7 protein-coding genes are annotated in these 14,862 nt (G+C 62.7%); 2 read left to right on the plus strand and 5 right to left on the minus strand.

Going from position 1 to position 14,862, the window contains the following annotated elements; translation table 11 throughout:
- Positions 1-123: 123 nt before the first annotated feature.
- From ACESWY_RS02095 to ACESWY_RS02110, 4 genes are all read right to left on the minus strand, one after another.
- Positions 124-1,311 (minus strand): IS110 family RNA-guided transposase, encoded by a 1,188-nt coding sequence (locus ACESWY_RS02095; RefSeq protein WP_373092747.1) that lies wholly within the window; start codon positions 1,309-1,311, stop codon positions 124-126.
- A 344-nt stretch (positions 1,312-1,655) separates the two neighbouring features.
- Positions 1,656-2,861 (minus strand): ABC transporter permease, encoded by a 1,206-nt coding sequence (locus ACESWY_RS02100; RefSeq protein WP_373092745.1) that lies wholly within the window; start codon positions 2,859-2,861, stop codon positions 1,656-1,658.
- Positions 2,848-4,035, minus strand: coding sequence for an ABC transporter permease (locus ACESWY_RS02105; protein ID WP_373092743.1), 1,188 nt, complete (start codon positions 4,033-4,035; stop codon positions 2,848-2,850). The genes ACESWY_RS02100 and ACESWY_RS02105 overlap by 14 nt, the downstream gene beginning before the upstream one ends.
- 9 nt (positions 4,036-4,044) lie before the next feature.
- Positions 4,045-4,983, minus strand: coding sequence for an ABC transporter ATP-binding protein (locus ACESWY_RS02110; protein ID WP_349071247.1), 939 nt, complete (start codon positions 4,981-4,983; stop codon positions 4,045-4,047).
- Positions 4,984-5,180: 197 nt separating this feature from the next.
- On the opposite strand from ACESWY_RS02110, the gene ACESWY_RS02115 reads away from it, so the two are divergent.
- Together ACESWY_RS02115 and ACESWY_RS02120 are read left to right on the plus strand one after the other, a co-directional pair.
- Positions 5,181-6,326 carry a sensor histidine kinase gene (locus ACESWY_RS02115; protein WP_373092741.1) on the plus strand — a complete coding sequence of 382 codons (1,146 nt, stop codon included), beginning with the start codon at positions 5,181-5,183 and terminating at the stop codon, positions 6,324-6,326.
- Entirely contained in the window at positions 6,323-6,952 is a 630-nt protein-coding gene (locus ACESWY_RS02120) for a response regulator (RefSeq protein ID WP_373092739.1), read from the plus strand. The genes ACESWY_RS02115 and ACESWY_RS02120 overlap by 4 nt, the downstream gene beginning before the upstream one ends.
- A 607-nt stretch (positions 6,953-7,559) precedes the next feature.
- Here the strand turns inward: ACESWY_RS02120 and ACESWY_RS02125 are convergent.
- Positions 7,560-14,846, minus strand: coding sequence for a Spy0128 family protein (locus tag ACESWY_RS02125; protein WP_373092737.1), 7,287 nt, complete (start codon positions 14,844-14,846; stop codon positions 7,560-7,562).
- Positions 14,847-14,862 lie beyond the last annotated feature (16 nt).

Consider the following 14,862-nt stretch of genomic DNA (forward strand, 5'->3'; position numbering starts at 1 on the left):
TTGTTAGCCTCGTACTACTTTATGAGCGTAATAGTAAACCATGGCGAACTATTTTGGAGCGTGGCCTGGATTTTATTTCAGACTAGTCATTGGGTGTTCCTATAGTTTTGTCAACCGTCGGGGCTACTCCCGGTAGGGCACCCGGTCGCGCATCACGGCGTATATCGCCCTGAGCCGCTTCCTCGCGACGGCCTTGAGCGCCCGCCCGTGCCCCATGCCCCGCGCCCTGCAGGCCCGGTAGTACTCGCCGTAGCGCCCCGAGGACCTCACCAGGCTGTTGCACGAGAAGATCAGCAGGGACTTGAGCCTCGCGTCGCCGCGCCTGGACGCCCTGACCGACCTCACCGACGTGCCGGAGCTCCTCACCCTCGGGGCTATGCCGCAGTACGAGGCCAGGTGGTCGTGGTCCGGGAACCTCCCGATATCGACCGACACCGCGAGCTGCGCCGCGGTCCTCGGGCCGATGCCGGGCACGGTGAGCAGGCACGCGTAGGTCTCGTCGCCTTCGAGCAGCGCCGCCGTCTCGGCCTCGAGGGCCCCGGCCTCGTCGAGGGCCTCCGATATCCGGGCGGCCAGGAACCTGACCTGCCTGTTCTCGGCCTCGACGAGCGCCGGCGGGGGCGCGGTGGAGGCGGCCGCGGCCTCCCCGGCGGCCTCGGCCCGCGGGCCCCCGGCCCCGGAGCGGGCGATCCCCCACGCCCCGCCGAACCCGGCGAGCAGCTCCAGCCACCGCCGGTCCGACAGGTCGACCGCGGCCTCGAGGGCCGGGCAGGACTCGAGCAGCACCGCGCGCAGGCGGTTCTTGTCCCTGGTCGCGCAGGCGACGACGTGGTCGCGCTGCGACGAGAGGGCGCGGGCGGCCTCGAGGGCCTCGCCGCGGCCCGGGATCCCCGACAGGGAGTCCGGCACGCCCAGGGCGGTCCGCGCGATCACCGCGGCGTCGCGCTCGTCGGTCTTGGCCTCGCCGGCGAACAGGCCGGCGGCGCGGCTGGCGGCGAGCCCGGGCAGGTAGGCGACCCCGAGCCCCGCGGCGCGGGCCCGCCTCACGGCGAGGGACCCTATGTTGCGGAACTGGTCGACGACGACGAGCGTGCCGGCGGGCGCGGAGGCGAACAGCGCGTCGAGCTCGGCCTCCCTGTTGCGGACGGGGGCGCTGGCCAGCACCTCCCCGTCGCGGTCGATCAGGCAGGCCCAGTGCGATGACTTGCCGACGTCCAGGCCGAGCACGGCCGCGGGTCTGGTGGATGGCGCTTTCACGGTGGTATCCTTCCGGTAGTCGTTCGACCGGATGGCCTCCCCCTCGGCACTCACATTACCAGCCGCGGCACCTGCCCGGCACTTTCCTATCAGCCGTCGGGGGCGGCGCGTCCCGCGCCGGCAGCACCCAATTGGCCCTCTCGGGGGCAGGGACGTTCGGCCGTGCGCGGGCGCCCGGTCGGCGGCCCGTTCTGGGCGCGCCTCAATCGTAGCCCGAGACGGTCCCGGGCTGACAATTTCGACTGTAATGGACGTTCTTAAATGACTAGCTGTTGGGGACACTCTTTCGCCACCCGGCAGTTAGGGACGTTCCCTTTCTGCCGGCAGCTGGGGACAGTCCTTGGCAAGCCGGCGGTTCGGCAAAGACTGTCCCCAATGAGTACCCGATGACTAGGTGGCTAGGCGTGGGATTTGGTGCGTGCGAGGGCTAGGCCTACGGCGGCGATGGCCGCGGCAAAGAGCACGGTGACGCCCAGGTCGCAGGCGATGTCCCCCAGCACGGCGGACGTCAAATCCGAGGCAAGCGCCTTACCAATCGCGTCGTTCACCCAATATGTCGGCACAAAGTGCGCCACGGTCTGCACGGCCGAGCCCATCAGCGACAGCGGCATCCAGGCGCCACCCAAAAACGTCATGAGCATGCCAAGCAGGTTGCCCACACCGTTGAGCAGCTCCTCGCGCGCGCCCAGGCTCGACAGCGTAAAGCCAACGGCCAGTGGCGTCAGCGCTAGGGCAAACGTTGCCGCCAGCGCAAGGCAGACGCGGCCCACGCCGACCTCGGCAACCGCGCTGGCAAAGCCCACGACGCCCATCATGCTCGACACAAACCAGATACAGACGGTGAGCACGGCGGCGGCCGCAAACACGGCAAGCGAACGCTGGCGATCGGAGATTGGGCCGGCATCCATGCGGCGCACGCGCTCGGGCTCGTTCATACCCGAAAACACCAAGCCCACCGACACGATGACCGACGAGATAATCGCGTACGCGCCAAAGTTGAAGTACGACTCGAGCGTGGCGGCAGCAGCCGAGTCGACCTTGACCCGCTCGATCTGGACCTCCGCGCGCTTTGCAGCGGCATGTTCGGCGGCCTTGGCAACGTCGCCGTTGGAGGCAGTGGGCTCAAGTGCGGCTGCAGCGCCCGCGAGCGAGATCCAGCGCGAAGCCTCGGCAGACGAAAGCGCCGCCGCCATGGTGCCGGCACCGTAGGTCACATCGAGCTTGGGCAGGGACTCCCCCGCGCGGGCAGCCGCGACCAGGTCGTCCTCGAACCCCTCCGGGATAAAGAACACGCAGTCGGCGCTGCCCTTGGCGCTGTTGCTCTTGGAGAGCGCGTCCGCAAGGTCGTACGTGTCATCGCCGACGCCCGTGACCAGGTCAAACCGCGAACCTAGGTGCTTGGTGAGCGCACGTGAAAGATCACTGCCATCGCGGTCGACCACGATCACGTTGGCGTCGTAGGGCTTGTACTCGGTGAGCTGCGACGAGTTCCAGCTCACCGATGCCGCGATGAATACGCCCATCAGCGAAATGAACACCGTGTAGATGAGCAGGTAGAACGGGTGTGCCAGCGCCATGCGAAGCGCGGTCTTAAAGGTGCTCATAGCGGCTCCTTCCAAAGATCAGCGTGGCGGCGGCAACGAACAGCAGCGCCATAAGAACCAGCGCGCCGGCGCGAACGGCAAAAGGTCCCAGGTCCTCAAAGAAATACAGGCGGTTGAACATGTCGCAGATAAGCTTGACGGGATTGAGCCAGCACTCGGCCGGGCAGGCGCGGGCGACGTCGTCGGCAAGCGCCATCGCCGGCTCGCCGTAGAGGCCAGCGAACAGGGCGCACGTGGTAGCAAAGCCCGTGAGGATGCCGGACTTGGACGCCTTGCCGCCCTTAACGGGAAGCGTGCCCACAAAGAGTCCCAGGCCCGTGGCGGCAAGCGCGGAAGCGGCGCCGCCCACCAAACACAGCCCCTCGCGCCCGCCAAAGTCGACGCCCACGACCAGACGCACGTAGCCGATCGCGATCGCCATCGAGGCAAAGGAGACCAGCCACGAGCCCACAAAGATACCGGCCAGCGACGCCGTTTTGGAAAGACCGCCCACGCAGCGACGCGCGCCAAGACCCGACAGATTGGGCTGCAGGTCGATGACGCTCAAGGCGGCAAACTCGGCAGACATCATCGCGACCAGGCCAAAGAGCGCATAGTAGTAGATGACCGTGCCGTCGGGTGTGGTGCGTGTCAGGCTTACGCGGCGGGTGCCGCCCTCGAGCGACAGGGCGCGCGCAACCGCCTCGGGGTCGGCGAGCGCCGCCGGGTTGTCCTGGGCAATCTGGGACATGAGCTCGGCATTTTGTGTATACGAGCTTGCCACCGTCTCCAGGATGCTGCGATCGGTGAGCACCGATGATGCGCGCGAGCTGTCGTAGCTCGATAGCAGTGTGAGCTTGGGCGTGCCCGCAGCGTCGACCGTATAGATACCCGCGACCTCACCGGCCTTGAGCGCACGGTTCGCATCGGCTGCGTCGTCGAGCTCGTGGATCTCGAGCAGCTGGTCGTCGCCTTCCTTGGCAAGCGAAGCCGCCGCATCCTTAAAGGTCGAAGCGTCCCAGACCTTGTCCGCCACGACGGCAACCGGCACCGGGTCGACCGTGCCGTCGGAGCTCAGGTTCGCAAACATAAACATGAACATCGTGGAAAGCGCGATGGGAAAGAGGGCGCCCCAGACCCACGTGCTCGGCCGGCGCAGCAGCGTTTTGACCGTGATGATAATGGTGTTGAACATGGCTGCCCCCTAGTCGCGCAGCTCGCGGCCGGTGATCTCGAGGAACACGTCGTTGAGGGTCGGCGGCTCGCTCCACACGCGGCCGAGCGCCACATCGGCGGCGCGCAGCGTGTCGAGGATGTCGACCAAATTGTGCGGGCTCGCTTCGCAGGTGCAGACGAGCTCGCCGCCGGACAACTCAACCGAAAGCACGTGCTCGAGGGCGCGCAGCCGCTCGACCGTGGCGGTCTCTACGGCGCTGACCTCGACAGTCACGCGCTCGCCCATCTGAATCATGCGTTTGAGCTCGTCATTGGTGCCCTGCGCCAGCACACGTCCGCCGTCCATGATCATGATGCGGCTGCAAATCTGCTCGACTTCCTCCATGTAATGGCTGGTATACACCACCGTGGCGCCCTCGTCGCGCAGGCGGCAGATGCCCTCCAGGATGGCGTTGCGGCTCTGCGGGTCGACCGCCACCGTGGGCTCGTCAAAGAAGATGAGCTCGGGCTTGTGCGCGATACCGCAGGCGATGTTGAGGCGACGCGCCAGGCCGCCCGAGAGCTTGCCGGGGCGAAACTTGGTAAAGTCGCCCAGCCCGACAAAGTCGATCGCCTCGTCCACCAGCGCGCGGCGGCGCTTGCGGTCGTTGACGTAAAGGCTGCAGAAATAGTCGATGTTCTCGCGCACCGTAAGCTCGTCAAACACCGCCACCTGCTGCGGCACCACACCGATGCGGCGCTTGAGGTCGTAGCGGGCGGGCGTCATGGGCTCGCCGAACAGCTCGATGGTGCCTTTGTCGTAGGCGAGCAGCTGCAGAATGCAGTTGATGGACGTGGTCTTGCCCGAGCCGTTGGGGCCCAGCAGGCCAAAGATCTCGCCGGGGGCGATGCTCAGGCTAAAGTGGTCGAGCGCGATAAGGTCGTCGTAGCGCTTGACGAGGTTTTCGACGTGGACGATGTCTGTCATGAGGCGGCCCTTCTGTTGATTGCGGCCCGGTACGATTGCATCATCGCAGGAGCGAGCGGCGCGCACCAGTGAGCTTTGTCACGAGTGCGGAGCTTGGCCGTGCGGCCTGCCGACGTCCCTGCTTTGCCGCGTGGGAGGAATGTCACGGTTGCGCAGGCGGTCCCTCCACCACGCGCGGCTTCGCGTACAATACCCGTATGAACAGGCTTTTCGACAAATCGATCGTGCTGGCGTGCTGTATTGCGGCCGCCATGGGTCTTGCTGTGGACGCTCGCCTGGTCGCGGCGTTTTGCCTTGGCGTTATTGCCACCTCGCTGGCCGAGGTCGTACAGGGAAACCGCGCCCGCCGTGTGAGCGAGGCCGCGAGCTACGCCTGCATCATCGCGGCTGTCTTCGTGCCGCCGTTTGTGCCGTTTGCGCCTCTCGCTCTCTATGACATCGCGCGACGCGTTCGCCGTGAACGAATCTGGCCCGCGCTGGCGATTGGCGCCGTGTTTGTCTGCGCGCTTGTCGCGGACCTTCGTGGTGGCGTGCTCACCACCCGAACGCTGCTGTTAACCGCCATCCTTTCGGTTGCCGCCACCTTGCTATCGCTACGCACCGCCCAGTTGGAGCGCGAGCAGCGGCGCATGCGCCGCACCCGCGACGAGCTGCAGGAACGAGCCCTCGCGCTCGAGGCGCGCAACCGCGATCTTGCCGATCGCCAGGACTACGAAGTCGAGCTCGCGACGCTCGCCGAACGCGCCCGCATCGCGCGCGAGATCCACGATAACGTCGGGCACCAGCTCACGCGCGCCTCACTGCAGGCCGAAGCCCTACGCGTGGTCCACGCCGACGAGCCTGGCGTCGCCGCCGATTTCGCCGACGTTAAACGCACGGTTGACGAGGCGCTCCAGCTTGTGCGCACCAGCGTCCACGCGCTCAACGACAACGCCGTCGACCTTTCCGTGCAGCTCGAACGCATTGTCGAAGGCACACGCTCGGACGGCGGCCCGCAGATTGAGCTTGAAGTTTTGGCCGAGCATGCGCCCGCAAATGTCGCCAACTGCTTTGCAGCGGTCCTGCGCGAGGCACTCTCCAATACCATGCGCCACGCTTGCGCCCAGACCGTCACCGTACGATGCATGGAACATCCGTCGTTTTACCAGCTTGTCGTTACCGACGATGGCGCGGGCGGGGTCCAAGCAAGCGGCCGCGGCGCTGCGGAGGGCATGGGGCTCGCTTCCATGCGCGAGCGCATCGAGGCGCTTGGCGGCACCTTCACCGCCGGCCCGCGTGCCAGCGCCGGCGGCTGGCGCGTGTTTGCCACCGTTCCCAAACAGCAAGGAGATGAGGACCGATGAGGCTCATCGTTGTCGACGACGACCGCTTAGTGGTCGATTCGCTCAAGATTATCCTGGGCGCCCAGCCGCAGATCGAAGTGGTGGGCACCGGCGCCAATGGCGACGAGGCGGTCGCGCTCTACAGCGAGCACGCGCCCGACATCGCGCTGCTCGACATTCAGATGCCGGGACGCGACGGCCTTTCGGCGGCACGCGAAATCCTTGAGCGCGACCCCACGGCGCGCGTGGTGTTTCTGACGACATTCTCGGATGACGAGTACATTGTGTCGGCGCTTAAACTGGGCGCCCGCGGCTACCTGATCAAGACCGATGTCGCCGCCATTCCGCCGGCGTTGGCACAGGTCATGGATGGCAAACGCGTGCTCGAGGGCAAGGCGATCGAGGACATCGATTTTGACGGAACGGGCGTCGAGGCGGGCACGCCCCGCCGGCCCGCAGCCTTTGCCGGCCTGACCGACCGCGAGTTCGAAGTCGCAGAGCTCATCGCCCGTGGCCTCGACAACAAGGAGATTGCCGCCACCGCCTACATGGGCGAAGGCACCGTACGCAACCACATCAGCTCGATCCTTGCCAAAATGGGCCTGCGCAACCGCACCCAAATCGCCATCGCCTATCTGCGAGGGTAATTACCCAACGGCCGACCGCCCCGGCATAGCAAAATGGCTGCTACCGATTTAATGCCATTTCAAAACTATGCCGGTTTACTACGATGAATCGCCCGCCTTCGACCACGGTAAATTGCGCACTTACAAAACCGCAGGTAGAACACTTGCGATATTTGCAAAAATGCGGGTGTGGTCAGGAATCTCGGATTCATCGTAGTAAACCGGCATAGTTTTGTTCGGGCGGCCCTGCACGAGTGTCTCCGCCAGCCTCGCGGGACCAAAATGATCCGTTTTCCTCCATCCCCAAGGGATCAGCCGGAACCGCTCGCCACGAAATCGGCCCATCTACTACGTTTGACTCGATACCCCTGACCATACCTTCGTTTTGAACAAAACCGCAGGCGTTCTACCTGCGGTTTTGTTTTCGCGTTTTTTGGCATGGTTGGGGGTAAGGGGCTAAACGTAGTAGATGGGCCGGTTTCGTGGCGAACCCTTCTCGCCTACGCACAAAAGCGCCGCCACGGAGGAGGGAGATACCTCCGTGGCGACTGGGGGTGGGGGTGGGGGCTATGTTCTGGCTCCCCGCCGGCCGCCCGGGGCCTTTTGGCCCCGGGCGCTGCCAGCGTGCCTAGCGCTTACGGATACCCCAGACCAGGGCACCGACGCCGGCCATGGCAATGACGAATGCCATAAGCAATGCGGCAGCCTGCTGGTCGCCTGTGGTGGGCAGGAAACCCTTGACCGTCTTGACGATGTTCGTCACGGTCTTGGGCGTGCCAGGATCAGGCGTCGGCACGGGCGTCTCGGGCTTCTTGTACGTGTTGTTAAACACGATACCCTCGACGCTCTTGTCGCCCTTGGTAAAGGCGACGTTCGCCTTGAGGTTGCCCTCGCCGTCGTCGACCACGTTGACGGTCGCGGTAAAGACGGACTTGTCATAGGTCATACCGGCCTCGTCGCCCTTGACCTCGCTGATGGTATAGACGTACGTACCGGGCTCGTCGTACTCGAACTTGTCGAAGCTGATCTTGCCGTCGGCATCGTTGGCAACCGTAGACTCGATGTCCTCGCCAACGAGCTTAAAGCTAAACTCGTCCTTCTTGAGCTCGCGTCCCTCGAGCACCTTGATGGCGCCGATGGAGACCTGCGTGGGCATGGCGTGATACTTGTTGGTAAAGCCAGCCGACTCGGTAGCTCCCTCGAGCTTGTGCGCCGCGGTCAGCGTGCCATCACCATTGTCGGAGACGGTGGTCACGACGGTGTAGGTCGTGCCGTCATAGGTGACGCCCTTGTACAGGCCGAGCGCGTTGGGGCAAGCCTCGCGCAGCGTGTACGTGTGCGTGCCGGGCGCCTCGTAGCGAATCGGGCTCAGCGTCACGGTGCCGTTAGCGTCGTTGGTGCCGTTAGCGACAACCACGTCGTCCTCGAGCAGCTCAAACGTGAACTCGCCGGCTGCAAGGTCGCGGCCGGTCAGACGCTTGACCGTCTTGACCTGATCGGTCACGGAAGAATCGGTGGGCGTCACGCCATAGGTGTTGGTGAACGTGAAGGCCGCACCGTCATCGCCGTCGCGCACGACGCTCAGATGTCCGGCACCATCGTCAGTCACGGTGTAGGAAACCTTGCGCGTGGCGTTGGCGTCGTTGGTCACGCCAGGGGCGCTGCCGGACTCAGTCACCGTGTAGGTAAAGGTGTGCGAGCGCGGGGCGGTGGGGGCTGCGGGCTCGGACTCGTCGCCGGGCTCGTCAACGTTGGCATCAGCGTCGGCGTCGGCCTCTGCCTCGTCAGCGTCGACGTCGTCAGCTTCGTCTGCCTCGGCCTTATCGGTCGCATCGTCCGTCACGCCCAGAGCGCGGTTGAGGTCCTCGAGCGTAAAGTGGATCTTGCCAAAGTCCACGTTACCGGCTGCGTCGTTGGTTACGGTCGTGCGCTCGGGCATCGGGGCACCTGCCTCGTCGGCGGTCACGGTAAAGGTGAACTTACCCGTGATGTCGGCCGGGGTCAGGCCCTCGGCAACCTGGAGCTTCTTAGTACCGGTGAGCGCGGCATCCACGGCGTCGGCGCCGTAGGCGTTCTCGAACAAGGGCTCGACGCCGCCGTAGTCGACCGTCGCCGTCAGGGTACCGTCACCGTTGTCGACGACGATAACCTTAAAGCCAAAGCTCCACGTTGTAGCGGAAACGCCATTCGGCAGCCCGAATAAATCTTCGTAGGCCGTGTAGTTAATGGTCCAGGCAAGCTTGCCGTCCTTATCGGTACGATAAGCAAGCCCAGCAGCCTCAAGATTGGCAAGCATCTCGGTGTCGTAGTGCAGCGCATCAAAGCTCACATGCCCGCCGATATTGGGCTTGAGGTTTTCGTAGCCCACAAGCTCGCCCTGATAGGCAATGCCGAACCAGAACTCGCCGTCGGCCATCGGGCGGCCGGTCAGAGTCTTGGTGGCAACGACCTGAGCGGCGGTGCCGCCAGGCGTGTTGGTCGTAGCGCTGTAACTGTTGTGGAACGGCACCAAGGCCTTCTCGACCTTGTTCTCGCCACTCTTGTGGACCGTCTCATGCGTGCCCTCGGGACCGCCGGAAACGGTCGTCGTAGCAGTGAGCGTGCCGGCGGTGTCGTCGGCGATGGCGATCGTCACCGTGCGCACGGCGTCGTCGTAGGTGTAACCGGGCTGGCCGTCGTTCTTCTCGGCCACGGTGTACGTAAAGGTCTTGCCGGCGTCAGCCTGCGTAAATATAACCTCATGACCAGCCAGAATGTCGATCAGTCCGACCGTTGCCTCTGCCGCTGCGGGGGACTTGAAGCTATTAGCCCCGGGCAGCAGACCGAGCGCGCGAGCCGAAGCGTCGTCAGCAGGTGTCACGGTAAAGGTGAACTGACCCTCGGTCATGGGGCGGCCGTCCAGATACTTGCTGAGCCACAGACCGCCGGCCGCGGTGTAGTTAAGCTCAGTGTGGTACGTGTTGGTAAAGCGTCCGTTTTCCTTCTTGGTGACGTTTGCGGTCAGGTTGCCCTCGCTGCCCTCGGTCACGGTCACTTCGGCGGTTGCGACATGCGCGTCATACGTCATGCCGACCGTGCTGCCCGCGTTCTCGCGAATCTCGTACTTATAGGTTCCGGCGGCAGCGTAGTGAATCTTGCCGAACTTGATGGCGGCAATGCCGTCCTTCGCATCGTGCTTGCTCACGGTTACGGTCGCAGGATCGGGGAGCGGGGCGCCATCGGGGGCGGTAATGGTAAAGCTGAACTCGTCCCCATCCGTCCACTCGCGGCCGCTGATGACCTTGCTCAGGTCAAAGTCGAGCTCTGCATCGAGCGGGGTCACGCTGTAGGTGTTCTTGAAGGTCGCAGGCGTGGCGCTCTTCAGCTCGTGCGTAGCGCTGAGGGTACCGTCACCGTTGTCGGTAATGGTGGTCTCGATGGTGTACTTGGTGTCGCTGTACGTGATGCCCTTGCTGGTGGTTCCGCCGTTGACCTCGCGCAGCGTGTAGATGTGCTTGCCGGCCTTGGTGTACTTCACGGGGCTCATCGTAATCTTGCCGTCGGCGGCGTTCTTGCCGGTGGCGACGACCTCGGCGTCCTCGCCCTCGCCCTCGACCAGCTCGAAGAAGAACTCGTCGGCAGCAAGCTCGCGTCCGGTCAGAACCTTGGTCGCGGTGATCTGGTCGGTGACGCTGAACTCGTCAGGATTCGGCTTGTAGCTGTTGTTGAACTTCGCCTCGTCGTCGCCCTTCAGGGCATGCTTCGCCTCGAGCGTGCCGTCGCCCTTGTCGGTGATGGTGGTCTCGATGGTGTAGGTCTTGCCATCGTAGGTGATGCCGTTGCCGGCGTCGCCCTGGACCTCGCGCAGCGTGTAGGCGTGCTTGCCGGCAGCGGTGTACTCGATGGGGCTCATCGTGATCTTGCCGCGGGCATCGTTCTTGCCGGTGGCGACAACATCGTTGCCCTCAACGAGCTCGAAGGAGAACTCGCCTTCCTTGAGGTCGCGACCGGTCAGGTACTTGGTCGCCGTGATCTGATCGGTAACACTGAAGCTCTTGGGGGTTACGGTATAGGTGTTCTCGAAGATCGCCTTCTCGGCGTTCTGCAGCTTGTGCTCCACGCTGAGGGTGCCGTCGCCGTTGTCCTTGACGATGGTCACAATGGTGTACTCAGCGGTGCTGTAGGTAATGCCGTTCTCGGTAGCGCCGGCCTTGGTCTCACGCAGCATGTAGGTGTGCTCGCCAGCCGCGGCGTAGGCGACGGGATCCATCACGATCTTGCCGTCGGCATTGTTGGTGCCGGTGGCGACTACGTTGTTGCCCTCAACGAGCTCAAAGCGGAACTCGCCAGCCTTGAGGTCGCGCCCGTCCAGGACCTTCTTCGCGGTGATCTGGTCGGTGACGCTGGACTCGTTCGGGGCAGTGTTGTACTTGTTCTCAAAGCGTGCCGGCTTGGTGCCCTCGAGAGCATGGGTCACCTTAAGCGTGCCGTCGCCGTTGTCGATGACGCTCGTCTTGATGGTGTAGTTCGTCTTATCGTACGTAATCCCGTTGCTCAGCCCCGCCTCGTTGGGGAGCTTCTCGCGCAGTGTGTAGGTGTGATTGCCAGGCTTATCGTAAGTGATTTTGTCCATGACGACTGTGCCATCGGCAGCATTGGTGCCCCTAGCAACAACCTTATCGCCCTCGACAAGCTCGAAGGAGAATTCGCCGTCCTTGAGGTCGCGCCCGTCCAGGGACTTGGTCGCGACGATCTGGTCGGTGACGCTAGAGCTCTCGGGGGTCAGGCCGTAAGAATTCTTGAACTCGGCAGCCTTGGCATCCTTCAGGACATGATGGACATCGAGCGTGCCATCGCCATTGTCCGTAACCGTGGTCACGATGGTGTAGGTCGCGGTGCTGTAGGTGATGCCACCGGCGTCGCCCTTGACCTCGCGCAGCGTGTAGGTGTGCTCGCCGGCCTCGGTGTAGGTGATCTTGTCCATCGTGATCTTGCCGTCGGCCGCATTGGTGCCCCTGGCGACGACATCGTTACCCTCGACGAGCTCGAAACGGAACTCGCCAGCCTTGAGGTCGCGCCCGTCCAGGACCTTTTTCGCGATGATCTGGTCGGTGACGCTGGAGCTCTTGGGGGTCAGGTTGTAAGCATTCTTAAACTCAATGTTCTTGACGTCTTCGGCACCCTGTAGCTCGTGCGTAGCCACCAGCTGGCCCTTTTTGTTATCGCTGATGGTCGTCACGATGGTGTAGACGGTTTCGTCGTAAGTGATGCCACCGGCGTTGCCCTTGACCTCGCGCAGCGTGTAGGTGTGCTGACCGATCTCGGTGTACTTGATCGGGCTGAACGTAACCTTGCCGCTGGCGTCATTCTTGACGGTCTCGATAAGCTTAGAGTCCTCACCCTTGATCTCGCGCAGCTCAAAGCTGAACTCGCCGGCCTTGAGGTCGCGGCCGGTCAGGACCTTGGTGACCCCAATCTCGTCGGTGACGCTGGGCTTGGCGGGCTTAGCGGCGTAGGTGTTCACAAACTCAGTCTCGCCCGAGGTCACCTTCACGGCAGCGCTGAGCTCGCCCTTTGCGTTGGGCGTTACCGTCACGGTGATCTCCGCAACGTTATCGCTGTAGGTGATGCCGTCGATGGTCTGACCAGCGTTCTTCTCGCTGACCTTATAAACGTACGCGCCGGGCTCGGTGTATTCGATCTTGCCGAAATCGATGGCTTTGTTGCCCATGGTCACAGTCGCGGTAGCAGACTCGGGCATCGGGGCGTCGCCCTCGGACGTTGCGGAGAGCTCAAACTCAAACTTGTCCGTATCCGCCCACTCGCGGCCCTCGAGCACCTTGGTCAGACCAAAGTCAGTCTTGGTATCCACCGTTGTCGGCTTGGTTGCAAGGCTAAAGATAATCTTGCCGTTGTTGCCCAGGTGCGAATGCACGTGCGTGGAAGTCGCAACGGAGGAAAGGTCATTCCACCTGGGGTTAAGCACGTCGGGCGCGGTCTCGGTCTTGTTGCCGTTCGCCTCCACATCGTCCTTGGTGGTATGCAGTTGGTCGATATAGGCCAAGCGCGCGGTTCCCTTATTAAAGGACCAATAGCCGTCATCTTTGACCAGAGCGCCGTCGTAGCTGGCGATCTCGTGCCCCTCAAACTCCACAACGGCATAGTCGTCCTTCGGCTTGCCGTTTGCGCCCATCGCCACAAACTCGTCCTTGTAGTAATAGACGTCGTTGCCCTGCGGCTTTACCGTCGTGCGCTGGGTGCATTCCTTGTCCGTGTAGATAGGCGTGATTTTTTGGAAGTAATAGTAGCTGTTGGTATCGGCGGGCTCAAACTCGGCGACAACATCGCCCAGCTCGCCGCCCGACCACTTGTTGGCCAGGAAGGAGACCGTCTGGTTGTCGGCGTCCTTGTGGTCATCGATATACTTCTTGAGCACCTTATCGGGCGTAAACAGGTTGTTACGCGCGGCGTCTTTGACGCTCGAGGTGTATTTAATCTGAATAGGCTTGATGTCATTGAGCGACGTGCGCTCAAAGATCCCGTTTTCCATGTCCACGTGATAGCGGATCAGCGGGATCAGCGATGCGGGGATCTTGACCGTCACGATATCGCCCTGCTGCGCGTTGGCAGAGCGCTCAACGGTGATAACCAGGTCCTTGGCCACGCCCGAAAACTCGTACGTGTCCGTATTGCCCTTGGGGGTCTTGGTCGCCCCATCAAAGGTGACGCCATTAATCTGAGCACTGACAAACGTATCGACCTGCATGAAGTCGCCCAGCTCATCACTGAAGGTGATGTAGCCGGACTTGCTCTCGTCGTAACCATCCTCGATCTGAGTGGGAGAGCCCTTGCCCGAGGTGATAGAGCTCGAGATATCATCAAACACCTTCTTGAGCTCATCGGCTTTCGACGCAGCCTTGTAGAAATCGGAATTCTCGGTGCGCTTGCCAAGCTTATTGGTTGTGTAGGACGTGGCGTTTGGATAGTTGCTCGACACGGCGTGCATGAACTTGTTTTCGTCGCTCGTCCAGTAGTCCGTAGGATCGTCAGCGGGATTCGCACCATCAAAAATGCCGATGGTGTAGACCGTAGCGCCTTTCCCCTTCATTTTCTTGGCGGCGGCTATGGCATTATCGGCAACCGTAGAGTTAAAGTTCCTGGAGTCTGTGGGCGTGCCGTCCGTAAAGAACACAACTACCTTCTGGGCATCCTCGCGGCCCGACATGTCGCGAGCAAGTTCAAGGCCGTAATCAGCCCGCGTGGCACCGGCAGGTTCGATGTAGCCGACCGTATTCTTAAGTTCCGTCGCAGCGCTATCGACACACGGCGTCAGGCTCTTCATGGTCTGCGAGTAGTTGTGCGTGTATCCCTGACGATCGCGATACGTATCGTTGCCGATCTCGTTTTTCTTTGCACCCGAAAACTTAACGATGGCAACCTGATGCCGCTTATTCGTATCTTTTATGCTCTTGTTTTGCTCGGCGATGGTGTCGATGAAGGAACTGGCAGCTGCCTTGAGTGCGTCGATGCGTTTGGTCGAATCGCTGTCACCCATGTCATCATCCATCGACCCGGAGGCATCAAGCACCATCACGATATCGAGCGGTTTAGTGACCAGCGACGTTGTGTCAGAAGTCGAAGACATCGTGGAGAGCGTCGTCACAAAGTCGGACTTTTCGTCCTGCGCTGGCTCGACCGTCTTGTCCGTCCAGATTCGGCCTACATAACGTGTCGTCTGGTCCTGCTCGCCGCCCGACGCCCAATACTGCCAGCGGCCGGTGGTGTCAGGGTCGACTATCTTTCCGCTCACCGTCGGTCCGTCCATTCCGGTGCTGGACCTGGCGTTGGCCTCGGGCAGCATGGCAAATGCTGCAGCCGGCAACACCAGCACTACGGCCAGTATCACCGCCAAGAGACCCCTCGTGTACTTACCCATCGTGTCTCCCTTCTCG

The organism is Collinsella aerofaciens ATCC 25986, from assembly GCF_964237925.1.
In the GTDB taxonomy this organism is placed as follows: domain Bacteria; phylum Actinomycetota; class Coriobacteriia; order Coriobacteriales; family Coriobacteriaceae; genus Collinsella; species Collinsella aerofaciens_BJ.

Coding starts and splice junctions, on each gene's coding strand:
- ACESWY_RS02100 (WP_373092745.1), bottom strand. CDS start 2,861: ATGAGCACCTTTAAGACCGCGCTTCGCATGGCGCTGGCACACCCGTTC.
- ACESWY_RS02105 (WP_373092743.1), bottom strand. CDS start 4,035: ATGTTCAACACCATTATCATCACGGTCAAAACGCTGCTGCGCCGGCCG.
- ACESWY_RS02110 (WP_349071247.1), bottom strand. CDS start 4,983: ATGACAGACATCGTCCACGTCGAAAACCTCGTCAAGCGCTACGACGAC.
- ACESWY_RS02115 (WP_373092741.1), top strand. CDS start 5,181: ATGAACAGGCTTTTCGACAAATCGATCGTGCTGGCGTGCTGTATTGCG.
- ACESWY_RS02120 (WP_373092739.1), top strand. CDS start 6,323: ATGAGGCTCATCGTTGTCGACGACGACCGCTTAGTGGTCGATTCGCTC.
- ACESWY_RS02125 (WP_373092737.1), bottom strand. CDS start 14,846: ATGGGTAAGTACACGAGGGGTCTCTTGGCGGTGATACTGGCCGTAGTG.